22 protein-coding genes and 3 pseudogenes are annotated in these 21,417 nt (G+C 68.2%); 13 read left to right on the top strand and 12 right to left on the bottom strand.

Annotated elements, in window-relative coordinates; genetic code table 11:
* The first annotated feature begins 486 nt into the window (after positions 1-486).
* Positions 487-2,877, top strand: coding sequence for an excinuclease ABC subunit UvrA (locus OIE13_RS03310; protein WP_326643269.1), 2,391 nt, complete (start codon positions 487-489; stop codon positions 2,875-2,877).
* Between the two features lie 204 nt (positions 2,878-3,081).
* Positions 3,082-3,849: a phytanoyl-CoA dioxygenase gene (locus tag OIE13_RS03305; protein ID WP_326643270.1), complete on the top strand. Its 768-nt coding sequence runs from the start codon at positions 3,082-3,084 to the stop codon at positions 3,847-3,849.
* 80 nt (positions 3,850-3,929) lie between these two features.
* Here OIE13_RS03305 and OIE13_RS03300 read toward each other — a convergent pair whose 3' ends face one another.
* Positions 3,930-4,604, bottom strand: coding sequence for a YoaK family protein (locus tag OIE13_RS03300; RefSeq protein WP_326643272.1), 675 nt, complete (start codon positions 4,602-4,604; stop codon positions 3,930-3,932).
* Between the two features lie 318 nt (positions 4,605-4,922).
* On the opposite strand from OIE13_RS03300, the gene OIE13_RS03295 reads away from it, so the two are divergent.
* Positions 4,923-5,312: an acyl carrier protein gene (locus tag OIE13_RS03295; RefSeq protein ID WP_326643274.1), complete on the top strand. Its 390-nt coding sequence runs from the start codon at positions 4,923-4,925 to the stop codon at positions 5,310-5,312.
* Positions 5,313-5,438: 126 nt separating this feature from the next.
* Here the strand turns inward: OIE13_RS03295 and OIE13_RS03290 are convergent, their stop codons facing one another.
* Together OIE13_RS03290 and OIE13_RS03285 are read right to left on the bottom strand one after the other, a co-directional pair.
* Positions 5,439-6,011 (bottom strand): histidine phosphatase family protein, encoded by a 573-nt coding sequence (locus tag OIE13_RS03290; RefSeq protein WP_326643276.1) that lies wholly within the window; start codon positions 6,009-6,011, stop codon positions 5,439-5,441.
* Positions 6,012-6,109: 98 nt separating this feature from the next.
* Positions 6,110-7,030, bottom strand: a complete 921-nt coding sequence (locus OIE13_RS03285; protein ID WP_326830261.1) for a transposase — start codon at positions 7,028-7,030, stop codon at positions 6,110-6,112.
* Between OIE13_RS03285 and OIE13_RS03280 the strand changes: the two genes are divergently transcribed.
* Both OIE13_RS03280 and OIE13_RS03275 read left to right on the top strand, forming a co-directional pair.
* Entirely contained in the window at positions 6,989-7,114 is a 126-nt protein-coding gene (locus OIE13_RS03280; protein ID WP_326643279.1) for a CbtB domain-containing protein, read from the top strand. The two genes, OIE13_RS03285 and OIE13_RS03280, sit on opposite strands and share 42 nt — an antisense overlap.
* Before the next feature lie 19 nt (positions 7,115-7,133).
* Entirely contained in the window at positions 7,134-7,838 is a 705-nt protein-coding gene (locus OIE13_RS03275; protein ID WP_326829501.1) for a CbtA family protein, read from the top strand.
* Here the strand turns inward: OIE13_RS03275 and OIE13_RS03270 are convergent.
* Together OIE13_RS03270 and OIE13_RS03265 are read right to left on the bottom strand one after the other, a co-directional pair.
* Complete coding sequence (locus OIE13_RS03270; protein ID WP_326643283.1) at positions 7,733-9,973, bottom strand: family 2 encapsulin nanocompartment cargo protein terpene cyclase; 2,241 nt, start codon at positions 9,971-9,973, stop codon at positions 7,733-7,735. The two genes, OIE13_RS03275 and OIE13_RS03270, sit on opposite strands and share 106 nt — an antisense overlap.
* 147 nt (positions 9,974-10,120) lie before the next feature.
* On the bottom strand, positions 10,121-10,342 hold the full coding sequence (locus OIE13_RS03265; protein WP_326643285.1) for a hypothetical protein: 222 nt from the start codon (positions 10,340-10,342) through the stop codon (positions 10,121-10,123).
* Between the two features lie 155 nt (positions 10,343-10,497).
* Between OIE13_RS03265 and OIE13_RS03260 the strand changes: the two genes are divergently transcribed.
* On the top strand, positions 10,498-12,468 hold the full coding sequence (locus OIE13_RS03260; RefSeq protein ID WP_326829500.1) for an HsdM family class I SAM-dependent methyltransferase: 1,971 nt from the start codon (positions 10,498-10,500) through the stop codon (positions 12,466-12,468).
* Between the two features lie 19 nt (positions 12,469-12,487).
* Here OIE13_RS03260 and OIE13_RS03255 read toward each other — a convergent pair whose 3' ends face one another.
* Positions 12,488-12,967, bottom strand: coding sequence for a hypothetical protein (locus OIE13_RS03255; protein ID WP_326643288.1), 480 nt, complete (start codon positions 12,965-12,967; stop codon positions 12,488-12,490).
* 52 nt (positions 12,968-13,019) lie between these two features.
* Here OIE13_RS03255 and OIE13_RS03250 point away from each other — a divergent pair, with 52 nt between their 5' ends.
* Positions 13,020-13,808 carry a quinone oxidoreductase family protein gene (locus OIE13_RS03250; RefSeq protein WP_326643290.1) on the top strand — a complete coding sequence of 263 codons (789 nt, stop codon included), beginning with the start codon at positions 13,020-13,022 and terminating at the stop codon, positions 13,806-13,808.
* Positions 13,809-14,117: 309 nt separating this feature from the next.
* Here the strand turns inward: OIE13_RS03250 and OIE13_RS03245 are convergent, their stop codons facing one another.
* On the bottom strand, positions 14,118-14,606 hold the full coding sequence (locus OIE13_RS03245) for an ATP-binding protein (protein ID WP_326829499.1): 489 nt from the start codon (positions 14,604-14,606) through the stop codon (positions 14,118-14,120).
* A gap of 106 nt (positions 14,607-14,712) precedes the next feature.
* Between OIE13_RS03245 and OIE13_RS03240 the strand changes: the two genes are divergently transcribed.
* Both OIE13_RS03240 and OIE13_RS03235 read left to right on the top strand, forming a co-directional pair.
* Entirely contained in the window at positions 14,713-15,492 is a 780-nt protein-coding gene (locus OIE13_RS03240) for a helix-turn-helix domain-containing protein (RefSeq protein WP_326829498.1), read from the top strand.
* On the top strand, positions 15,483-15,731 hold the full coding sequence (locus tag OIE13_RS03235) for a DUF397 domain-containing protein (RefSeq protein WP_326829497.1): 249 nt from the start codon (positions 15,483-15,485) through the stop codon (positions 15,729-15,731). The genes OIE13_RS03240 and OIE13_RS03235 overlap by 10 nt, the downstream gene beginning before the upstream one ends.
* Positions 15,732-15,811: 80 nt before the next feature.
* On the opposite strand, the pseudogene OIE13_RS03230 reads toward OIE13_RS03235, so the two are convergent.
* Positions 15,812-15,997: pseudogene (locus tag OIE13_RS03230) on the bottom strand (type II toxin-antitoxin system PemK/MazF family toxin); the annotation flags it as partial.
* A gap of 935 nt (positions 15,998-16,932) precedes the next feature.
* Entirely contained in the window at positions 16,933-17,163 is a 231-nt protein-coding gene (locus OIE13_RS03225; protein ID WP_326643295.1) for a hypothetical protein, read from the bottom strand.
* A 107-nt stretch (positions 17,164-17,270) separates the two neighbouring features.
* Here OIE13_RS03225 and OIE13_RS03220 point away from each other — a divergent pair, with 107 nt between their 5' ends.
* The 4 genes and pseudogenes from OIE13_RS03220 to OIE13_RS03205 form a co-directional block, all read left to right on the top strand.
* Positions 17,271-17,450, top strand: coding sequence for a hypothetical protein (locus tag OIE13_RS03220; RefSeq protein WP_326829496.1), 180 nt, complete (start codon positions 17,271-17,273; stop codon positions 17,448-17,450).
* Positions 17,447-17,845, top strand: coding sequence for a hypothetical protein (locus OIE13_RS03215; RefSeq protein WP_326643298.1), 399 nt, complete (start codon positions 17,447-17,449; stop codon positions 17,843-17,845). The genes OIE13_RS03220 and OIE13_RS03215 overlap by 4 nt, the downstream gene beginning before the upstream one ends.
* Positions 17,846-18,048: 203 nt before the next feature.
* Positions 18,049-18,162: pseudogene (locus OIE13_RS03210) on the top strand (aldehyde dehydrogenase family protein); the annotation flags it as partial.
* Positions 18,163-18,170: 8 nt separating this feature from the next.
* Positions 18,171-18,377 (top strand): annotated as a pseudogene (locus OIE13_RS03205) (DUF779 domain-containing protein); the annotation flags it as partial.
* A gap of 48 nt (positions 18,378-18,425) precedes the next feature.
* Here the strand turns inward: OIE13_RS03205 and OIE13_RS03200 are convergent.
* The 3 genes from OIE13_RS03200 to OIE13_RS03190 all read right to left on the bottom strand — a co-directional run bounded on the left by OIE13_RS03200 (position 18,426) and on the right by OIE13_RS03190 (position 21,022).
* A complete protein-coding gene (locus OIE13_RS03200; protein WP_326647130.1) occupies positions 18,426-18,650 on the bottom strand; it encodes a hypothetical protein in 225 nt (74 codons plus the stop codon).
* A 466-nt stretch (positions 18,651-19,116) separates the two neighbouring features.
* Positions 19,117-19,929 (bottom strand): SAM-dependent methyltransferase, encoded by an 813-nt coding sequence (locus OIE13_RS03195; RefSeq protein WP_326829495.1) that lies wholly within the window; start codon positions 19,927-19,929, stop codon positions 19,117-19,119.
* Positions 19,930-20,107: 178 nt separating this feature from the next.
* Complete coding sequence (locus OIE13_RS03190; protein ID WP_326643301.1) at positions 20,108-21,022, bottom strand: helix-turn-helix domain-containing protein; 915 nt, start codon at positions 21,020-21,022, stop codon at positions 20,108-20,110.
* Positions 21,023-21,417 lie beyond the last annotated feature (395 nt).

Below are 21,417 nucleotides of genomic sequence, written 5' to 3'. Positions count from 1 at the left end.
CGGACGAACGCCTCCTCCCGGCCGAGTCGGAGGTGTTCCTGGACGCCGGCACACCACCGGTGTACTTGGAGGCGTTCCTGGACGCCGGCACACCACCGGTGTACAAAGTTGGGCCTCCAGGTCTTCTGACCGGTGGGACGAGATGGGCGGCTAACGGCACCGCCGGCCGGACCACCCGCACCCTCCCCTGTCGGGCCGGTTTCTCCCCGGAGAGGTGACACGAACGGGGACGCGTGTTCGATACATAGAGGAAGCCCCTTCCCTTCGCGGATCAGGCCGGACAGCTGCGGGAGTGTCCCGAACTCCAACGGCTGTCCGGATGTCGCCCAGAGTTGAGCCGGCAGCGCCGATCAGGTGGACAGCGGACAGTCGCCGCGACCGCACCGGCGAAGGAGAACCAGACATACTGCTCGAAGCTGCTCAGATCGAACCAAGCCACACCGACGGAGACCGCGAAGGCGGCCCCGCCCAACAGATGGAGACACGATGAGCATGGCCACGAGGACGGACACGCAGTCGCCTGCGCCGCACGTTGCCGACAGCCACGATCTGATCCGCGTACACGGCGCGCGCGTGAACAACCTCAAGGACGTCAGCGTCGAGATCCCGAAGCGCCGGCTGACGGTGTTCACCGGCGTCTCCGGATCGGGCAAGAGCTCGCTGGTGTTCGGCACGATCGCCGCGGAGTCGCAGCGGATGATCAACGAGACCTACAGCACCTTCGTGCAGGGCTTCATGCCGACGCTGGCGCGGCCCGAGGTCGACGTACTCGACGGGCTGACGACCGCGATCATCGTCGACCAGCAGCCGATGGGCGTCGACCCCCGCTCCACCGTCGGCACCGCCACCGACGCCAACGCGATGCTGCGCATCCTCTTCAGCCGGCTCGGGCAGCCGCACATCGGCTCGCCCAACGCGTTCTCCTTCAACGTCCCCACGGTCCGGGCGAGCGGTGCGATCACGGTCGAGCGCGGCGCCAGCAAAGCCGAGAGAGTAGCCTTCACCCGCATTGGCGGCATGTGTACGCGTTGCGAAGGCCGGGGCACGGTCTCCGATCTCGACCTCACCCAGCTCTACGACGACTCCAAGTCGCTCGCCGAAGGTGCGTTCACCATCCCCGGCTGGAAGTCCGACAGCTTCTGGACGGTGCGGGTCTACGCCGAGTCGGGTTTCGTCGACCCGAACAAACCGATCCGCCGGTACACCAAGAAGGAACTCCACGACTTCCTTTACAAGGGACCGGTGAAGGTGAAGGTCGACGGCGTCAACCTCACCTACGAGGGGCTGATTCCGAAGATCCAGAAGTCCTTCCTCTCCAAGGACCGGGAGGGGATGCAACCGCACATCCGGGCGTTCGTGGACCGGGCGGTCACCTTCACCACCTGTACCGAGTGCGACGGCACCCGGCTCAGCGAGGCGGCCCGCTCCTCGCGGATCAAGGGCATCAACATCGCCGACGCCTGCGCGATGCAGATCAGCGACCTCGCCGAATGGGTCCGCGGCCTCGACGAGCCGTCGGTCGCACCGCTGCTCGTCAAGCTGCGGCACGCCCTCGACTCGTTCGTGGAGATCGGACTGGGATACCTCTCGCTCGGCCGGCCCTCGGGCACACTGTCGGGTGGTGAGGCGCAGCGCGTCAAGATGATCCGCCACCTCGGCTCCTCGCTCACCGACACCACCTACGTCTTCGACGAGCCCACCATCGGCATGCACCCCCATGACATCCAGCGGATGAACGACCTGCTGCTGCGGCTGCGGGACAAGGGCAACACGGTGCTCGTCGTCGAGCACAAGCCGGAGGCCATCGCGATCGCCGACCATGTCGTCGACCTCGGCCCCGGCGCCGGTACGGCAGGCGGCACCATCTGCTACGAGGGCACCATCGAGGGACTGCGGGCCAGTGGCACCATCACCGGCCGCCACCTCGACGACCGGGCCACCCTCAAGGAGACGGTGCGCACCCTCACCGGCACGCTGGAGATCCGCGGCGCCACCCGCCACAACCTGCGCGACGTCGACGTCGACATCCCGCTCGGCGTCCTTTGCGTCGTCACCGGCGTCGCCGGCTCCGGCAAGAGCTCGCTGATCCACGGATCGATCCCCGTCGGCGCGGGTGTCGTCTCGATCGGCCAGGGCGCGATCCGCGGCTCGCGGCGGAGCAGCCCGGCGACCTACACCGGACTGCTCGACCCGATCCGCAAGGCGTTCGCGAAGGCCAACGGCGTGAAGCCGGCGCTGTTCAGCGCCAACTCCGAGGGCGCCTGCCCCAACTGCAACGGCGCCGGCGTCATCTACACCGACCTGGCGATGATGGCCGGCGTCGCCACCACCTGCGAGGAGTGCGAGGGCAAGCGGTTTCAAGCATCGGTGCTGGAGTACCACCTCGGCGGCCGCGACATCAGCGAGGTGCTCGCGATGTCGGTGACCGAGGCCGGGGAGTTCTTCGGCGCCGGCCAGGCGCGCACGCCGGCCGCGCACGCCATCCTCGACCGGCTCGCCGACGTGGGACTCGGCTACCTCAGCCTCGGCCAGCCGCTCACCACGCTGTCCGGCGGCGAGCGGCAGCGGCTCAAGCTGGCCACCCACATGGCCGACAAGGGCGGCGTCTACGTCCTCGACGAACCGACCACCGGCCTGCACCTCGCCGACGTCGAGCAACTGCTCGGCCTGCTCGACCGGCTCGTCGACTCCGGCAAGTCGGTCATCGTCATCGAGCACCATCAGGCGGTCATGGCGCACGCCGACTGGATCATCGATCTCGGTCCCGGCGCCGGCCACGACGGCGGCCGGATCGTCTTCGAGGGCACACCCGCCGACCTCGTCGCCGCTCGCTCCACCCTCACCGGCGAGCACCTCGCGGCCTATGTCGGCACCTGACCGAGGCCCTCGCGGACACCGTGAGATGAGTTCTCTCATCTGTTGCGACTCGTCCCACTCACTGCTCGGTATCTGGGTTCATGTCAATCCGCTGCCCCTTCGAGCCGTACTTGGGCTGCGGGCCCCCGCAGGCGGACGATCGGAAGTCGTAATGCCGGTGATCGACCGCGAAAAGCAGTTGCGGCCCGAAGTAGCGTGGCCGGTATGGAGATCTTCACCGAGGAGCAGGTCGAGTCGTTCGTGCGCGACGGCTTCGTGAAGCTGACGATCGGCTCGCGCGAACAGGGTGAGGCGGCGCAGGCGTTGCTGTGGAAGCAGATCGGCCTGTCACCGAATGAGCCCGAGGGCTGGCGCGAGCCGGTGGTGTGGGCCGCGGACCTGACCGGGCAGGGGCCGTTCGGCGAGCTGGTCAGGTCGCCCGCGCTGGCGGCCGGGCTGGACGCGGTGTGCGGGAAGGGTGGCTGGCAGCCGCGCGGGGCGGCGGGCAACATCCCGATCCGGTTCCCGCGGCGGCCACCGGCCAACGACCGCGGCTGGCACTTGGACGCCAATGTGCCGCGCCCCGACGGCAGCTGGGGGGTGACCGCCCGCTCGCATACCTTCCTGGTGCTGATGCTGTTCTCGGAGGTCGGCGAGCTGGACGCACCGACCCGAGTCAGGGCGGGGTCACAGCGCGACAGCCTCGCAGCGCTGAGCGAGCAGGTGCACGGCCACGTGAGCGCGGGCGCGCCGGGCGAGCAGGTGTACGACTACGTGAGCGCGGGCGCGCTGGTGGATGCGGCCAGCCAGGACCGGCCGGTGGCGCCGGCGACCGGCCTGCCGGGGGACGCCTACCTGGTGCATCCGCTGACCGTGCACGCCGCGCAGGAGCACCTGGGCGAGAGGCCCAGGTTCATGGCGCAGATGCCGTTCATGCTGACGGCGCCGCTGGACCCGACGGCGGACACACCGCTGGCCAGAGCGCTCCGCTAGGGGCGGGTTCCAGCAGATCACTTGCCTTCCACCTAGCCTGTTTCCGCGACCAGTAAGAGACCGGTAAGACCTGTAGCGGGTCAGCGGGCACGCGCCGGTGAGGTACGCCAGGTGTAGAGGGCGGTTATCAGGGCCATCAGGACGGTCAGCACCACCAGTGTGGCGTTGAACCCGAAGTGTCGCAGCAGCAGGACCCCCACCCAGGCGCCGAGGACGAGCGCGACGATCTCCCCCGCGCGCCGGCGGGCCCGCGTGCGCTTTCCGGTGCCGAGCACCGAATCGGCCGCCAGGTTGGTCAACGTGCCGGTCACCACCGTCGTACTGATGTCGGGGATCTTGAGGCGGCGCACGACGGTGTTCCGTCCTCCCATGGCGAGTCCCAGGGCGACGATCAGCGGGTAGCGGCCTGCCTGGGTGGTGGGCAGGAGGAACGAGCCCACCGTGGTGACGGCGAACAGGCTGGTCTCTATGACCATGGCGAGGACCATCCTGCGGCGGACGTTCGACACCCTGTCGGTGAGCCGCCCGGCCAGCCCTGCCCCGAGGAAGAAGCCCACCACGGCGATGGCCGTCGCGACGAGCGGGAACTGGGACGGGTCGCCCGCGGCGAAGCCGAGGATGAGCAGGTTCCCTGTCATGTTCGCCATGAACACCTGGCCGATGCCCACGTAGCTGATCGCGTCCACGAGCCCGCTGATGACGGTCAGACCGGCCAGCGACGCGTCGGACGGCCGGTCGTCCTTCACCTCCGGCATCGCGACCGGGGGAATCCGTGGGCGCCGGCGCCCCCTGTCACGGCGCTCCCCCGCGGCCGGGCGTGAACTCCCCTGGACGGCATAGTCGAACCTCTCGTTGCCCGGTACCCACGTCGGCTGCCTCTGAGCGGACACTCTCCACCAGAGGTGGAAGGAGAAGGCCGTACCAAAACCCGGGCTCGTCGGATTTTGGCCAGCATTTTCGGATGCCCCTGAACAGCGCTATCCGGCTGTATGGATTTTTTTCATGAAATCTTTAATACCGACGGCGAGAGGAGCCTGTGCGATTAGCCGATCGGATCCATCACGGCCACGGACGTGGGCGACTTCGCCACGCGCGTCCTCGACGCCGTCTCCACCTCCGTCCCCGCCTCTACCGCCGCACGCGACGCGGTCGCGTCCGTAGCGGCCGCTCCTGCCGAGCTCGATGCGGTGGTGGCCCAGGAATGGCAGCGGATCACCGGCAGGTCACCGGCCCCGGACAGCGACTTCTACGCGGAGAGAGGATCCTCGCTGGGCAGCGTGCGCCTGACGTCCCGCGTCGGGGCCCGCCTCGGCCGCGCGTTGAGCGTGACCGACCTGCTGCGCGCCCCGAGGTACCACGATCTCCTCGCGCACCTGTGTGAACCCGGCGAACCCGCCGAATCAGACCCAGCCGCATCAGACCCGGCCGGATCCGACCGGGCCGGATCCGACCCGGCCAGGTAGGCCGCTGCCCCGCTCGCCAGGCCGCCGGTCGAGCCCGGTATCGCAACCGCCGTGCTGGACGTCGGGCCGCACGGCGGGTTCTCTCACCACCGCGCTGCCCGGTGTGCCTGAGGTCGTGGCTCTTCGTCAGGCCGGCGGCCGGTCAGGCTCGGTCGCGCGCAGCTGCCAGCGGCCGTGGTGCGCGGTGAGCTGAACCCGGGCCAGCGGCGGGACGTCGATGCGCCAGAACGAGGCGGGAGGTGCGGCGAGTACGTTCACCAGCGCGGCCCGGATGACCGCGGCGTGCGTCACCGCGACCGCGCGACCGTGGAAGGAATCCCGCCACAGGCCCGCCAGCCAGTCGCCGGTCCGCTCGATCAGATCCACGATCGACTCCCCGCCGTGCGGCCTGGCGGCGGGATCGGTGAGCCAGTCCTGGATCGCCTCGGGTTCGGCGGCCTGGACCTCGGCGAGCCCGCGGCCGCGCCAGCGCCCGTAGTCGCAGTCGCGCAACGCGGGCTCGATCGACGGGTCCAGTCCGAGCGCCGCCGCGGTCTCCCTGGCCGCGGCGGCGGGGCTGCACCAGGCCGTCGCCGCGGACTCCCACCCGTTCCCGGCCGCGTGTCCGCCTCGTTCGGTGAGCGGTTCGTCGGCCGAGAAGGACGCCCGGGAGAGCGCGACGGTGGGACCATGACAGACCAAGATCAAACGGATCGTCACGCGGCGGCTCCGAATGGTGAGCAGGGGATGGCGTCTGCAGATGCCTTTGGTTTTCTTATGGCCCATAGGCGGAACCGGACTCGAACCGTACATTGTCATTAACCTGACTGCGACAGCGAGCGGAATCGGTCGGATCTGAGCCGGCATGCCACTGTCAACTTGTCGAGGTGGCCGCACCCGGGGCAGGTGCGGGAGGTGTTGCGCGGATCCACCAGCCGTACGGCCACCCCGGCCAGGGCGGCCTTGTACGCCACGAACGTCCGTAGCTGATGGAAACCCCACGAGTGCAGGTCGGCACGCTGAGCCTTGCGAACCGTGACCCGCTCCCGGATGCCTTCGAGGGCGATCCCGGCGCGGGTGTCCTTGGCCTTGCCGACCAGTTGCTTGGCGATGACGTGGTTGACGTCGCGGGCGAACCGCGACTCCTTACTGCGGCGCCTCTTCAGCAGCCGCTTGGCGGACTTGGTGCCCTTGGCCTGGAGCCGGGCCCGCAGCCGGGCGTTGCGCCGCCGCACCGCCCGTACCCCCTTGCCGCTGTAGGACTTACCGGTGGAGTCGGTGGCGAGGTTGACGATGCCCAGATCCACCCCCAACCACTCCTTCGGCTCCTCCCCTGGGGGTGGTGCGGGGACCTCGACGACCACGGCGAGGAAGAACACCCCGTCGCGGTAGACGAGATCCGCCTGACCCCGCAGGACGGCTCCCGCGCTGTTCAGCCACCGGCCCCGGTAGAGAAGGGGCACGACGACCCGGCCGCTCAGGGTGAGGAGACTGACCGCCTCAGGACCCTTCCACGTCAGGATGCGCTGGTCGTAGGCGACCGCCCCCAGCTCCCGAAAGGCCGGCTTGATGGTCTTGTCGCGTTTGTAGGCCTCGCATGCCTTGGCGATGGAGCGGACGGCCATCTGCGCTGACAACTCCCCCGGCCCCTCCAGATCCCCCTCCGCGAAATCCTCCCTTGGGCGATCTTCGGTGCGGTGCTGTCGCTCCTTCTCCTCTACTTCGTCGGAGCCGAGCAGGGTGTGTTCTCCGTGTTCGGCGGTCAGTTCGTCCATGAGTTCGTCCACGACGGCCGGCATCTCCTCGGCTTCCCCTGTCACTGACCAGCAGACGGGACGTGCTATGACGATGCGCGCACTGCTGCTGCGCGGAATGCTCGTCGGGCTCGTATCGGCCGCGCTTGCCCTGGTGTTCGCCTGGATCTTCGGCGAGCCCCAGGTGAGCCTGGCCATCGCGTTCGAGGGGCAGCACGCGCACGAGGCAGCGGCCGCCGAGCCGGAAATAGTCTCACGTATCATTCAGCAGACCTCAGGTCTGGCCGTCGCGATCGGCCTGTTCGGAGTGGCGATCGGCAGGTTGTTCGCCGTGGCGTTCGCCCTCGCCTATGGACGGATCGGCGGGTTCGGCATCCGCGCCGCCTCGGCGTTGGTGGCCGGCGGCGGGTTCGTCACCGTCGTGCTGGTGCCGTTCCTGTTCTACCCCGCCAATCCGCCCGCGGTGGGCGTGGGTGACACCATCGGCGCCCGCACCGGCCTGTACTTCGCGGTGATCGCCATCTCGGCGGCGATTGATCCGTACCCATGCCCGTGTCCGGCCTCGGACACGGGCATACTCGTGCCGCGTGTTCTCACCGGGATCCACCGGCAGCGGAAGGAAGGTTCGAAGGCGGCCAGGCGGGAGACCAGGGCACGCTCTCGGCCGCGTCGGGGTTCAATCGGGGTTCAAAGGCTCGCCGCGAGGTATCCGTGCGCGGCCGCCCCGAGGCGAGCGGCCGCGGTGCCGAGCCCGGTGGGGGCGCCGACCGGCCGCGTCGTCGCCGGCGGATAGTGCAGCTCGGACTCGTCGTAGCGGCGGGTCTTCATGTGCCAGAGCAGGACGCCCGCCATCCAGTCCTGCAGCTCCGTCACGTATCCGTCGAGCGTCTTCCTGGCCTCCTCGTCGAGGTCGAAGTCGTCGTACAGGGCGGGGAGTTCGGTGGCGACGATGTGCTCGAACTGATGCATCCGGGACGTCATCAGGTCGTTGACGATGTCGACCGCCTGTCGCAGGTCGCAGTCGAGGAAGTCCTGAACGACCAGCACGCAGTTGTGCAGCTCGCCTTCGAACTGGATCTCCTTCTGGTAGGAGCACAGGTCGTTGACCAGGCAGGCGTAGTCGGCGGCCGAATCGTCCAGCCCGCGCATCGTCCGAGTGCTGTAGACCTCGGGCGGCACCGACTGGCCGTGGGCCAGCCGGGACAGGCTCATCGTGAGGTCGGAGCCGAAGGTCCTGCGGCGCATCTCGATGTAGTCGACCGGGTCGGGAACCCGGTTCTGGATGTGGTTGGCCAGCTCCCACAGCCAGCTCTCCGTCATGTCCTCGACAGCCTGGCGGAACCTGGCGCGCGCGTTCTCCGACATGGGGGCCGCCGTACGGAACCACAGGTCGGCCAGCCCGCGCTCGATCGGGTTGGCCGGCGGCGGGGTGGCGGAGAGGTCGAGCGGCATGAACGCCGACAGCCGCTTGTTGAACGCCTTCGCGCCGATCATGTCGCGTCGCGGCCCGAACACCACCGGGAAGTAGTCGTCGGCGTAGGTCCCCCAGGTGAGCCAGAACGTCGAGATGTCCAGCTCGGGGCCGGGCGCGTCCGGGTTGATCGCCCCGGCGCAGATGGCGAAGTCGTAGCCGTCGAGCTTGTGCTCGGTCCAGATGGCCAGACCGGGGAAGCCGGGCAGCTGCTCGAACATCCCCATCTCGCGCGCCCACTCCACCGTGTGGCGGCGGGAGCTGTCCAGGTTGGGGTTCATCCTGGCCGTGTACGGCATGTAGATCTCGGGCAGCGGCACCGGCCCCACCTTCCGCAGAGGGACGTGGGTGTGGCTCCTGATCCCGCCCGGACCCGTGATGCCGGGCGCCAGCCTGACGCGCGCCGCCGCGGTGCCCAGGCCCGTGGGACCACCGAGGAGGGCCGGGGCGGCCGGGGACGCCTGCGAGGCACCGTTCATGTAGCGACTGGAGCGCATGTGCCACTCGTGGCCACCCGACTGCCAGTCCTGGAGCCCCTTGACGTACGCGAGGACGTCGATGCGGGACTTCAGGTCCAGGCCGTGCTCCTCGAAGAGGGAGGGCAGCTCGGTGAGGGCGGTGTTCTCGAACTGATGCAGCCTGGAGGTGATCAGATCGTTGATCGCGTCGGCCGCCTGCTGGGTGTCGTAGCCCAGGAAGCGCTCGAAGACCAGCACCCCGTTGCTGAGCTCGCCCTCGTCGCCGACCTCCCGCTCGTAGGAGAAGAGGTCGTTGCGCAGGTGCACCCCGTCGGAGAAGGTGTCCCTCAGCACGCGCATCGGCCGGCTGGCGGCGACGACGGCCGGGACCTCCGCGCCCGCGGCGTGCTCGACCAGGTTGGCCGACCAGGGGGCGCCGCCGACCTTACGCCGCATCTCGATGTATTCGATCGGGTTGGCGACGCGTCCGGCGTTGATGTTGGCGAGCTCCCACATGGACTCGTCGAGGAGGTTCCTGGTGCTCTCGACGAACCGGGCCCGCCAGTCGGCGGACATGGCCGGGATGGTGCGGGCCCACAGGTCGGCCAGGCCGCGCTCCACCGGGTTCTCCGGCTCGGGAGCGGGCCCGGTGGGGTGCACCGGCATGAAGGCCGCCAGCCGGTCGAGGTATTTCCTGGCCCCGGCCAGGTCACCACTGCGTTTGAAGGTCTCCAGGAAGTGGTCGTCGAAGAAGAACACCCACACGTACCAGTCGGTGATGAGGTCGAGTTCGGGGGCGGGCGCGTCGGGGTGGGTGTAGGCGCAGAGCAGGCCGTAGTCCATGGCGTCGAGCTTGCCCTCGTCCCAGATGCCGAGGTCGGGATCGAGGATGCCCATGTCGTGCGCCCAGGCCCTGGTGTGCTCGCGCGCGGTCTCCACGTGGGGGTTCAGCCTGGCCGGATACGGCAGGTAGAAGTCAGGGAGCTCGAAGGGTTGCATGTTCGTCCTTCCATGTCTGACTTCGACGCGTCTGGGAGCACCCTGGGCATCGGGCGTCGGGAGCACGGCGAATCGATGAGGTGGCACCCCTTTCCGGAAGCCACGACAGGCAGAACGTTACGCAATGACCACGTAGAGTGAAAGGGATTATCGTGAATACGCCATGGCACGGTCAGGACATCCGGTGTCCGCCGGCCGGGGTTCCCGGCGGCCGGAGCGCGACGCGCCGGCCGCGAGGTCACGGAGTTGGTCGGCGAACGCGAGTGCCTGCTCCGGTGTCATCCGGGGCTCGGTGCCGACGTAGAAGATCACGATGTCGCCGCTCGGGGACGTCGTGGCGGTGAACGGGAGAGACTGGTGGATAACCATGATGGGGTCATCTTTGCCTGCCCCACCGACAATTCGCAGGTCCTTTTACGCCCGGCACCCCCGTCACGTGAACCAAATACACGTACTCGATGCCGCCGATCGACGCCCGTCAACGCTGTGAGATAAGTTGTCGTCCACATGTCAAATGAGCTGACGTGGGAAAACGGAGGCTGGCGATGGCAGGGGACGAGGCGAGCGTCACCGCCGCCGACATCGCGCGGATGGCCGGCGTCGGCCGCGCGGCCGTGAGCAACTGGCGGCGACGGCACGAGGACTTCCCCGAGCCCGTGGGCGGGACGGCGACCAGCCCGACCTTCTCACTCGGTGCCGTCGAGGCGTGGCTGCTCCAGCAGGGCAAGGTGGCCGAGCTCCCGCTACGCGAGCGCGTCTGGCAGCAGGTCCGCGCCGCCGGCGACGACCTCAGGCTCGGCGAGGTCGTCGCCGAGGCCACCGAGCTCCTGCGCGGCCAGGGCAGGCCCCGCACCGTCCCGGCCCCCGCGTGGGAGCTCATCAGGCGATATGCCGAGGAGGAGGGGAGCCCCCAGGCCATCCGCTTCCTGCTGGACCGCTACGCCGACGTCCACTCACGCCGTCTGGCCGAGACACCCGCCGAGATCGCGGGCTTCATGGCCCACCTGTCGGGGCCCGAGGCCCGGTCCGTCCTCGACCCCGCCTGCGGTCTCGGCGTCCTCCTCGCCGCGGCGGCCTCGGGGCGGCGCGCGTACGGGCAGGAGTACGACGACTCCCTGGCCCGGCTGGCGCAGTCACGCCTGGCACTGGCCGGAGCGGGCGCCGAGGCTCCGGCGGGCGTCGGGAAGCGGACGGGCGGCAAGGCGAAGGCGGGCGGCAAGGCGAAGGCGAAGGCGGGCGGTGCACCGGAGGCCGCCGGCGAGGTCAGGGCGGGCGACTCGCTGCGCCAGGACGCCTGGCCTGACCTGACCGTCGACGCCGTCGTGTGCCATCCCCCGTTCAACGAGCGCCACTGGGGATACGACGAGCTGACGAGCGACCCGCGCTGGGAGTACGGGCTGCCGCCCAAGATGGAGTCCGAGCTGGCCTGGGTCCAGCACGCGCTCGCCCACCTGGCGCCGGGCGGCGTCGCGGTGCTGCTGATGCCCGCGATCGCCGCCAACCGCCGCTCGGGCCGCCGCATTCGCAGCAACCTGCTGCGGCGCGGGACCCTGCGGGCCGTCATCGGCCTCCCCCCGAAGGTCGCATCGGGTGGCACCGCGCTGCCCGTGCACATCTGGGTGCTGCGCAAGCCCACCGCCGACGACCGCACCCCCTCCCGTGTCCTGATGGCCGAGGCCGACCTGGGAAGCCTCGACGCGGTGGCCGAGCGGTGGCGCGAGTTCCGCGCGGATCCCGACCTCGACATCGACAGGCCGGGCGAGAGCCGGACGGTCCCGATCATCGAGCTGGTCGACGAGGACGTCGACGTCACCCCCTCCCGGTATCTCGGCACCGAGGAGCAGGTCTCGGCGGAGGGTTACCTCCTGCTCCGCGAGCGCCTGGCCGAGCGGCTCGGGCGGCTCGCCACCCTTGTCCCCGAGGCCGTCCCCGGCACCGGCCAGGAGTTGCCCTCCGTCACACTGGCGGAGTTGGAGCGGATCGGGGCGCTGGCCGTCTGGCAGGCGGGGCGCTTCGAGATCGACGGCTCGGGCGATCCGGTGCTGATCGACCAGCACGTCCTGGACGGGGGCACGGTGGAGACGCGCACACACCCCGAGGGCCGGATCAGGATCGAGCCGGGAGACGTGGTCGCCGCCATCGGAAGCGGCGGCCTGGCCACCCGGGTGATCGAGGAGCCCGGCCTGCTGCTCGGCCCCCGGCTCGTCCTGCTGCGCCCCGACCCCGACCGGCTGGACCCGTTCTTCCTCGCGGGCTTCGTCCGGGCTCTCTCCCCGGGCGCGACGACCGGCACCCAGTCCGGCTCCACCCGCTTCGACCCGCGCCGCGCCCAGGTGCCGCGCCTCTCGGTCGAGGAGCAGCGAAGGTACGGCGACACCTTCCGCGAGATCTTCACCTTCGAGGCCGAACTCCGGGAGCTGACCACCTCGGGCCAGACCGCCGCCACCGCCCTGACCCACGCCCTCGCCACCGGAACGCTCGCGCCGCCGGCCTGAGGTGTTCTCCCACCCCGCCTCAGGAGGGGGCAGGGACCGTGAGCATCCCAGAGGCCATGACACGCAGCGACGCGGCCAGCCGCATCGTCTCTCCGCGCTCCAGCAGTCGCAGGACCGGTTCGCTCTGGAGGCTGCCCAGCAGGATGTGCGCCAGTAGCTCTCCGTCCAGGTCGGGGCGCCGCGCGGCGATCAGTGCGCTGGTGTGGCCGTGCCAGAACCGGTAGACGGGGTGGTCGCCGGCTTCGTCCCGGTGCTCGCCGTGCTCCTTCCACTCCGGCCTGGGCGCCGCCGTGGCGGCGTGGCCGAGCGCCGCGAGGAGCCCCTTGTTGCGGCCGACGACGTCGACGATCGCGTCCAGAAAGGCCATCAGCCGCTCCTCGGGCGGGGCGCCGGGCCCCAGCGGCGGAGGTCCACTCGCCACGGCCTCCTCCAGGGCGTACGCCCGCTCCTGCATCAGCGCGACCATCAGCCCCATCCGGCTGCCGAAACGGTGGAACACCGTTACCGACTCCGGCCGCGGCGGCGACCTGTTCCATGGAGATCTGCCCGCCGTGCTCACCGGCGACGTGGTCGGCACGGTCGACGCGGTGGGGCCGGGCGTCGACCCCGCCCTTACCGGCCGGCGGGTCGCCACGCTGGCCGAGGACGCCTTCGCCGACCACGTCCTCGCCGACGCCGGGTGGCTCGCGCCCGTACCGGAGGGAGTCGGCGACGCCACCGCGAGCATGCTGCCGATGGGCGCCCCCGTGGCGCTGGGCACGTTGCGCGCCGCCCGGCTGTCGCCCGGCGAGACCGTGCTCGTCCACGCCGCCGCTGGAGGTATCGGCCATCTGGCCGTGCAACTCGCCAAGATCGCTGGCGCCGGCACCGTGATCGCCACGGCCGGCTCCCCCGCCAAGCTGAACTTCACCCGCACGCTCGGCGCCGACGTGGCCGTCGACTACTCCGCGGAGGACTGGCCCGAGCGGGTGCGCGAGGCCGCACCAGGAGGAGTCGACGTCGTCCTGGACTCCGTCGGCGGCCGCATCCTGCTACGCAGCCTCGACCTTCTGACACCGTTCGGCCGAGCCATCGTCTACGGAGCGGCCGGCGGCGAGGCAACCGATATCCCGCTGACCAGCCTTTTCGCAATGAGATCGGCAGCCGCGTTCTCGCTGCTCGCCTGGCGCGCCGCCGCGCCGAAACAAGCGCGCGAGGACATGGACCAGGTCACCCGGCACGCGGTCGAGGGGAGACTACGTGCCAGGCTGCACGCCCGGCTGCCACTCGACGAGGCGGCCGAAGCGCATCGGATCATGGAAAGCCGCTCCCAGCTCGGCCGCGTCCTGCTCATACCCTGAACTCCTGGCTCAATCATCGACGCGTACCAGGCCCGGAGCCGTGCGGGGTGCGCCGACGGGGCCGTTCGCTTACGGTCCGGGGGCGGCACTGCCGCCCCACTTTCGGCAGCAGCCGCTCGATCCGCTCCCGCGACTCGTCCAGCACGATCCACTTAAAGGCTTCCCAAGACGCCCACCCCACCCACGCGAACTACACGCTCCGCGACGAGACATCACCGAGAAGGGGTCAACGAGTCATACACACCAAGCATGAACTCGGCTCCTGGAGGCGGTCACTTCGAAAAGTGACCGCCTCCAATCTCCATAGCCTCAGGGCCATGCCACCAACTGGAACCAGACGGACTTTCCGTAGGGGTTGAGGGTCCAGCCCCAGTTGTGGGAGAGGTCTTCGACGATGGTGAGGCCCCTGCCGGAGGTCGCCAGGTGGTCGGCCTGCCTCATTCGGGGGACGGCTATGCAGGAGTCGTAGACGTCCACGGTCATCAATTCTTTCTCCCTGGTGGTTCTGATGCGGATGACGGTCGGGTCCGGAACGTCCGACGAGCCGTATGCGATCGCGTTGGTGACGAGTTCGGAGACCAGAAGTTCGGCGATTTCCGGGGTGTCTTCCGACGCGTTCCAGTCGGTGGCGATGTCCCGGACGAATCGGCGGGCGGAGGCCACGTTTCGCGTTTCGCACGGCATCCATCTCTCCCCCAGCACGGCCAGGGAAGGGTCCAGCGTGTAGCGATATTCGATCAGCGCCGCGTACGCCTTGAGAGCCTCTTTTCCGGTCTCCCCTTCTTCTTTGGAATCCATATGGCCAGCGTGCCGCGATATGGCTACGCTTGGTAGTCGAACGGTTACCATCGACGAGCGTTGGGGATTCGCACGGCCGTTGTTGAATTCCGGCAAGGAGGGCATCGTGATCGACCTCTACACACCTCAGGCAATATGGGGCCGAGAGCTGAAGCACTACCGGAAAGCGGCGGGGCTCACCCAGAGTCAGCTGGCCGAGAAGATCCACTTCAGCGAGTCCCTGATCAGCGGGGTGGAGACCGGCCAGCTTCCGGCCAGCCCCGAGTTCGCCGACGCCTGCGACAAGGTCCTCAACACGGGCGGCGCCCTCCGCCGCCTTCTCGACTGGCGAAAAGCACAACAGTTCCCGTCGTGGTTCGGTAAGTGGAGGGCAAGGGAACCAGAGGCAACCGAACTGCGCGCCTACGAACCTCTTCTGGTTCCAGGGCTGCTTCAGACCGAGGCTTACGCCCGCGTGGTAATGCATGGCGACGAGGTAGCCCTACGAGCCCGCCTGGAACGTCAGGCTATCCTCACCCGGGAGGACCCACAGCCTCCGATCTTCCGGTGCGTCATCGATGAGGCCGTTCTCTATCGACCAATAGGCGAACCCAAGGACATGCGAGGGCAACTGGAGTATCTGTGTTCCATAATCAGTCCCGCGCTTAGCATCCAGGTGATTCCCCACGGGATGCATCCGGGTCTGCTCAGCGGGTTCACCATCGCGACCTTTGATGGTGGAATCGATGTAGCGTACGTGGACACGGCTCTACATGGACTCACCGTCAATGATCACGAAGAAGTCCGCTACGCCATCCGGAAGTTTGAGTCCATCAGGACCGAGGCGTTGCCGCTACGCATGTCGATAGACCTCATCAAAAGGACGGCAGAGGAAAGATGGACCTGAGAAGAGCTCAATGGCGTAAGTCAACTTGGACCGGCGACAACGGCGGAAACTGCGTTGAGGTCGCGGAACTCAAGGATGTCGTCGACGCTCCCGGCCACAAGGCCGAGCACCCCGAGTTGATCGCCGTACGCGATTCCAAGGACCCCGAAGGCCCCAAGCTCTTCTTCACCCCCGCCGAGTGGGATGCCTTCATCAACGGCGTGAAGGCCAACGAGTTCGACCGCGGCCACCAAGGCTGACACCCTACTTCCTCTGTCACGATCCCGGCTCGTGTGAGATCACGACAGAGGAAGCAGGCTCGTTGTGCTCCGCGTCCTCTCTACTGGAGCATGCCAAGGACGGTGTGCAGGGCGTCATCGACCTCTTCGATCTCGGCTGGGTCCAGACGTCCCGCGAAGTCACCCAGGCGGTGTGGGGCGACAGCCATGGTCTGCTCGACCATGATCCACGTCTGCTTGCCGAGGGGTCGCGTCCGCGCAGGTGGTGTACGAGTGTTTGAGATCGGTACCTGCGTCGCGCCTGGCTGATCGCCATTGAAAAGCGCGGCGTAGCACGTGGGGAAAAGCGCGGCGAGGGTGGTGGAGTGGTGTGGGGCCGTTCACCGGTGTCGCATCGTGCGGGGTGGGAGGTCAAAAGCGCGGCGAGGGCCGTGGAGTGGTTGGGGGCCGCTCACCGGTAACGCATCGTGCGGGGTGGTGGCGGGCATTGGCCGGGTGTGGGTGACAGGGGGGCGGGCCGGTGGAGCTCCGGGAGGGGGCAAAGCGGGTCATGGCGGGCGTGGAGGCGGGGCCGTGGTGGTGACGATCGGGGATTTTCCATGATCTGGATGAGTTGGCACGCTGGGGGCGTGCGGATTCACCCCGATCAAGGAAGGCGCCACTCCCACCCCCTCGGGTGGGCCGCTTTTCGTGGTGGAAGGCCCGATTCGTCCCCGCGCCCAGCCGAGGGCGACCCGTGACCGGACGCCCCGCGGACCTTCGTACCCCGCACGGCGAGAGCCCCGCACGAGGCGGCGGCGAGCAGCGGCGAGGAGCGGCCCCGAACCCTTCCGCACCGCGGCGGACCCGTACCGATGGGCGGTCTGGGGCCACTCCACGGTCCTCGGCGCGCTTTTGACCTTCGACCCCGCACGACGCGACACCGACGAGCGGCCCTGAACCACTCCGCCACCCTCGCCGCGCTTTTCCCCACGGACGACGCCACGCTTTTCCACCGTGACCGGCCTACCGGATTCGGATGCTCGTACACCACATCCGTGGACGCGACCTGCCGAGGAGTTCGACCTCGGGGCGAAAAAGGGCGGGAGGCGCACTCGCCGAGGTCGGGGCGATGAGCACGGTGGGGAGATGAGCCAAGAAGTCCGACTGGAGGATTACCGGGAAACGCTCACCTCGTTACTCATGGGCCATCGCGTCACGAGGAGCACGCAGCCGATACACGTCACCACGCACGCAGGTGCTCCGTGTCTCTCATGATCGCTTCCGCTTCGGCCCTGTCTGCGGGGTCGTTGGCCAGCCTCTTGGCTGCGACTCGGGCCCACTCCATACGGTGGAGACGCTGAGCGATGACGAGCGCTTCGCGAACGGCTTCGGTCGCCGAACGGCCATCGGAAGTCAGCTCGTTCAGAGCCTTCTCCGCCTTGGCATCGAGATCAACAGTCAACACGCCCATATCTTCACTGTACGACCAGGCGTCTCGCAGGTCTTCGACCGAATTTCGTAACCCTCCAGATGCTCACAGTGATCAAAACTCGGAGAAGGGCAAGTGATCGTGCCCTCGTGCATCAAGAGAAGGTCTTCGAGGACGCCGTCGAGTCGGCGCTTCTCGCGAAGGGCTGGATGAAGGGTTCGAACGAGCCCTACGACCATGCCCTGATGATGACCCCGCAGATTGGAGGGCGCGTCGCTGTTCGCCGGAAAGTGGCCCGCAAGGGGGCGGACATACCGTCACGTTCATGACTTCTGGTAGGCACTTGATCCTGGTGGCCGCAGCCGCTCTCCTACTGTCCGGGTGTGGCGGCGGGGAGGACGACGCGCCCGTCGCGGACAGTCCGAGCGGGAACGCTCAGACGACGGCGCCGCCCGCCGAGGCGTCCTGCGGGGAGGTCGCCGACAAGGTCGAGCAGCACGTACGACAGGAGAGGGTCCGGTCGGTCACCGTGGCGGGGCAGTGTACCTCGGTGTCGATCGAGACCTCCCTGACCGACGACGAGTCGGCCACGGCCAAGGAGATCTGCGACGCCGCAGCCGAGGTCGCCTACTTCGGCGACACCAACTCCATCCGCGTGCTGGGCGCCTCAGGCAAGGAACTCTCGGTGGGCATCTCCGATGCTCCCTGCCTGGAACAGCCGTAGAACCCGCACCGGGACCGGCCAGGGTTTCACGCCCGGTGGCGGCTGCCTCCTGATCTCCCCCGCCACCCGGACGCCCCAGCCGTCGTCCAGCCGCCCGGGGACGGCATCGCGGGAGACGAACGGCGGGTAAGGCAGGCAACGCCTGCCGGGAGTGTCCCGCCCGCCGGAGCCGCCGGACTTGAGATGTCAGCTTCCCGGCCCTGGGGGCCGAGATCGAGCCGACGATCTTCAAGGGCAGCAACGACATGCGCGTCTTCCAGGAGGAGATCTTCGGGCCGGTCGTCTCGGTGACGACCTTCGACTCGGAGGACGAGGCCCGCTCCGAGTGGAGCGGGTGCGGCTCAGCCCCACCGCCGAGGAACTGCTGACCGTGCTCCACGAACGACACGGCCCGTTGATGTTCCACCAGTCCGGCGGCTGCTGCGACGGCAGCTCGCCCATGTGCTACCCCCGGGGCGAGTTCCGGGTCGGCGGCGCGGACCTGCTACTGGGCGTGCTGGCCCTGGACACCCCGTTCTGGATCAGCGCCTCCTCCACCTCCCAGCTGCCGCGCCCGATCGTGCCTGACCTCTGGCTTGTCTTATTCGTTCTCGACGCGCTCCCTGATCCATTCCATGCCGTCCTGCCAGGAGGCGAACGCCTGGAGATAGCGGCCGTCGCGGGCGTGGAAGGCGTGATACCGGAAGTCCCCATCGCTGCCCGTACGGATCAGGTCGAAGACGTCACCCTTGGAGCGGTACCACACGCACTCGCCGTCAGCGGGACGCGAGGACGAGGCATAGGCGAACTCACGCGTGATGGACATGTGACGGATGCTACGGACCGGCGAATCCACAGGCAATGCCGCATCCATTTCATTCAGGGATAAAGTTCGCCCTCCGTCTCGACCGGTTCGCGGGCGACCGTGACGATCAGCCGATGTCGTCGCGCTCACGACGCTCCCTTTGTGACTCCTCCGCCCCTGAGGGGAGCGGCTTCTCGCTAGGCCGCTTATGGACATCCCGCCGACTCTAGTAGTGCTAGATAAAAAATCTCTGACAGAAATACCGTGGCTCGCACATCTACTGAACATGAAAGCTCGACGTGACACGCGATCATGCCTCTAATGGGGGTGAACCGAGAGTGGTTTGCCTGATCAGGCAGACTCCCTGACGGGACTTCACGGTCCACGACTCCCCGACGGAGATGGGGGGTGTACTCCGGTGCCTGGTCCATCCACTGGACCTTGCCGTGCCGGGTGGCAAAGGTTCGGAATGTGGGTGGGTCACCGGTCAGGAAACCCGGCCGACGGCGCCCACCGTGACGGCACCGGCTCCCGGCGCGATGACGACGTCACTCGGGTCGGGCCGCCAGTCGTAGACGGGCACCAGACCGGGTTCGAGCACCTCCAGCCCGTCGAACAGTTCGCGGATCTGGGTGAGGGTGCGGGGGAAGACGCCGCCCGCGGTGGTCGTGCCGTAGACAGCACGCCCCTGACGGACCTGCTCCTCGCTGAGGTCGCCGGAGGTGACGTGGGAGATCACCACGTGGCTGCCCGAGGCCAGCCGCCGCCCGAAGGAGGTGGCGATGTCGGCGGCCTCCTTGTCATCCGCGACGAAGTGCAGGATGGAGACCATGAGGACGGCGACCGGCTGGTCGAAGTCGATGCGCTCGCGGACGTCCGGGTGATCCAGGATCACATCCGGCTCCCGCAGGTCCCCGGGGATCACGGTGGTCTGCGGGTTGTCGGCGAGCAGCGCGCGGGCGTGCGCGAGCACGATGGGATCGTTGTCGACATAGATGATCTGGGAGTCGGGCGCCTCGCGGAGGACGACCTGGTGCACGTTCTCCTGCGTCGGCAGGCCCGTGCCGATGTCGATGAACTGGCGGATCCCCGCGGCGGCGAGATGCCGCACGGTGCGCCCGAGGAAGGCGCGGTTGGAACGCGCCACGTCCTTCACGTTGGGGACAAGCTCAATGATCCTGTCGCCGGCAGCCCGGTCGGAGGTGAAGTTGTCCTTGCCTCCCAGGTAGTAGTCGTACATACGGGCCACACTCGGGATCGTGGGGTCGATTCCCGGTGAAGCCTGCTCGCGCTCAGTCATATCCTCGCCTTCACCACTCTTTCCCGAATGGTAGACGAGCAGCCAGCAGTTCAGATCATGAAACGACATATCATCTGATCGACAATTAAGGCGGACTCAAGCCGTCAAGCGTCACAATCCTTCTCAAAACCCATCAAATCGGGCCGACGCCGGCGGGCAGTGACCCACGTGCCGGGCATCAGCCCGAGAGCTCCTCACGCAGGTCCCCGAGGAACCTCTTGCTCTCGGCGAGGGAGTAGGCCTGAATGCACAGGCGGTCCATGACCTGTATGTAGTGGTCGATCTCGTCGAGCTTGTCCAGGTAGAGGGCGCTCGTGAGCTGTTCCAGGTAGACCACGTCGGGCAGGTCCCGCCCGGGGAAGCGCAGGATGGAGAACGGTCCACCCGCCGCGGCGTGGCCGCCCCGGTCGAACGGCATGATCTGCAGTTTGACGTTGGGCAGCTCGATGATTTCGAGCAGGTGGTCTATCTGGGCGCGCAGCACCTGCGGCCCACCGATGGGTCGCCGTAGCACGGCCTCGTCCATCACGGCCCAGAGTGTCGGAGCATCCGGCCTGGTCAGGCGCTTCTGACGGGCCATACGGAGCGAGACTCGGCGGTCGACCTCACCCGCCGAGGCGCCACCGTGCACGAGCATGATGACGGCCCGCGCGTATTCGGGGCTCTGTAGGAGGCCGGGGATGAACTGCACCTCATAGGTCCGGACCGTCGAGGCCGCCTCTTCGAGCCCGACGTAGACCTCGAACCAGCTGGGGAGCAGGTCGCCATACTTGTGCCACCAGCCGGGGGCGTTGGCCTGACGGGCCAAGGTCAGCAGCGAGGCCCTTTCCTCGGTATCGGTCACCCCGTACATCGTCAGCAGATCCGCGACATCGCGCTCCTTGAAACCGACCCGCCCGAGCTCCAGCCGACTGATCTTGGCATGAGAGGCGCGGATGGCGTAACCGGCCTGCTCTCGGGTGATCTCCTTGGCGACGCGCAGCCTCCGCAGCTGGGCACCGAGAAGAATCCGCAGGACGGTGGGACCACCACCACCCGCGTAGGTGAGAACGCCGCCCTGCGCGCCGCTGTCTTCGGCGGTCTGTCTGGCCATGTCGGCTCCCTGTCGCACCTTCCTACGGTGCCACACTTTCACATATACGGCGTGAATCACACAGCCCTACTGGACGCGCACTTGCGTCTGCACTTGCAATCGCATGTGCATATACCGACAAATCTTCCTTTACAGCTCATTTCTAACCCAGGAACCCCACCTCCAAAACCTCGCCGACGCTACTGCCCCGAAGCGAGAGCGTACGTGTCGTCATGGAGAACATCCCGACCCGCCAGGTTCAGCCCGGCCCCAGTGATCGGCACGGCCTGCCGCCCTCATGGCCTGCCGGCCCGCGAGGGGCTCGGCCCGCTCTCCCCCGCGGCGGGCGAGAGCGTCCGCCGAACCGGTTCGGCGGACCTTAACCTGCGTTTAGGGTTGGCGCAGCGTGGCGCTAA

Source organism: Streptosporangium sp. NBC_01810 (assembly GCF_035917355.1).
GTDB lineage: Bacteria > Actinomycetota > Actinomycetes > Streptosporangiales > Streptosporangiaceae > Streptosporangium.
The sequence above is the reverse complement of the archived record's forward strand: the minus strand, read 5'-3'. Positions and strand labels throughout refer to the sequence as shown.

What these genes read in the sequence shown, in the direction of transcription:
- OIE13_RS03310 (WP_326643269.1), top strand. Translation starts at nt 487, where the DNA reads ATGAGCATGGCCACGAGGACGGACACGCAGTCGCCTGCGCCGCACGTT.
- OIE13_RS03305 (WP_326643270.1), top strand. Translation starts at nt 3,082, where the DNA reads ATGGAGATCTTCACCGAGGAGCAGGTCGAGTCGTTCGTGCGCGACGGC.
- OIE13_RS03300 (WP_326643272.1), bottom strand. Translation starts at nt 4,604, where the DNA reads ATGCCGGAGGTGAAGGACGACCGGCCGTCCGACGCGTCGCTGGCCGGT.
- OIE13_RS03275 (WP_326829501.1), top strand. Translation starts at nt 7,134, where the DNA reads ATGACGATGCGCGCACTGCTGCTGCGCGGAATGCTCGTCGGGCTCGTA.
- OIE13_RS03270 (WP_326643283.1), bottom strand. Translation starts at nt 9,973, where the DNA reads ATGCAACCCTTCGAGCTCCCTGACTTCTACCTGCCGTATCCGGCCAGG.
- OIE13_RS03265 (WP_326643285.1), bottom strand. Translation starts at nt 10,342, where the DNA reads ATGGTTATCCACCAGTCTCTCCCGTTCACCGCCACGACGTCCCCGAGC.
- OIE13_RS03245 (WP_326829499.1), bottom strand. Translation starts at nt 14,606, where the DNA reads ATGGATTCCAAAGAAGAAGGGGAGACCGGAAAAGAGGCTCTCAAGGCG.
- OIE13_RS03235 (WP_326829497.1), top strand. Translation starts at nt 15,483, where the DNA reads ATGGACCTGAGAAGAGCTCAATGGCGTAAGTCAACTTGGACCGGCGAC.
- OIE13_RS03225 (WP_326643295.1), bottom strand. Translation starts at nt 17,163, where the DNA reads ATGGGCGTGTTGACTGTTGATCTCGATGCCAAGGCGGAGAAGGCTCTG.
- OIE13_RS03215 (WP_326643298.1), top strand. Translation starts at nt 17,447, where the DNA reads ATGACTTCTGGTAGGCACTTGATCCTGGTGGCCGCAGCCGCTCTCCTA.
- OIE13_RS03200 (WP_326647130.1), bottom strand. Translation starts at nt 18,650, where the DNA reads ATGTCCATCACGCGTGAGTTCGCCTATGCCTCGTCCTCGCGTCCCGCT.
- OIE13_RS03195 (WP_326829495.1), bottom strand. Translation starts at nt 19,929, where the DNA reads ATGACTGAGCGCGAGCAGGCTTCACCGGGAATCGACCCCACGATCCCG.
- OIE13_RS03190 (WP_326643301.1), bottom strand. Translation starts at nt 21,022, where the DNA reads ATGGCCAGACAGACCGCCGAAGACAGCGGCGCGCAGGGCGGCGTTCTC.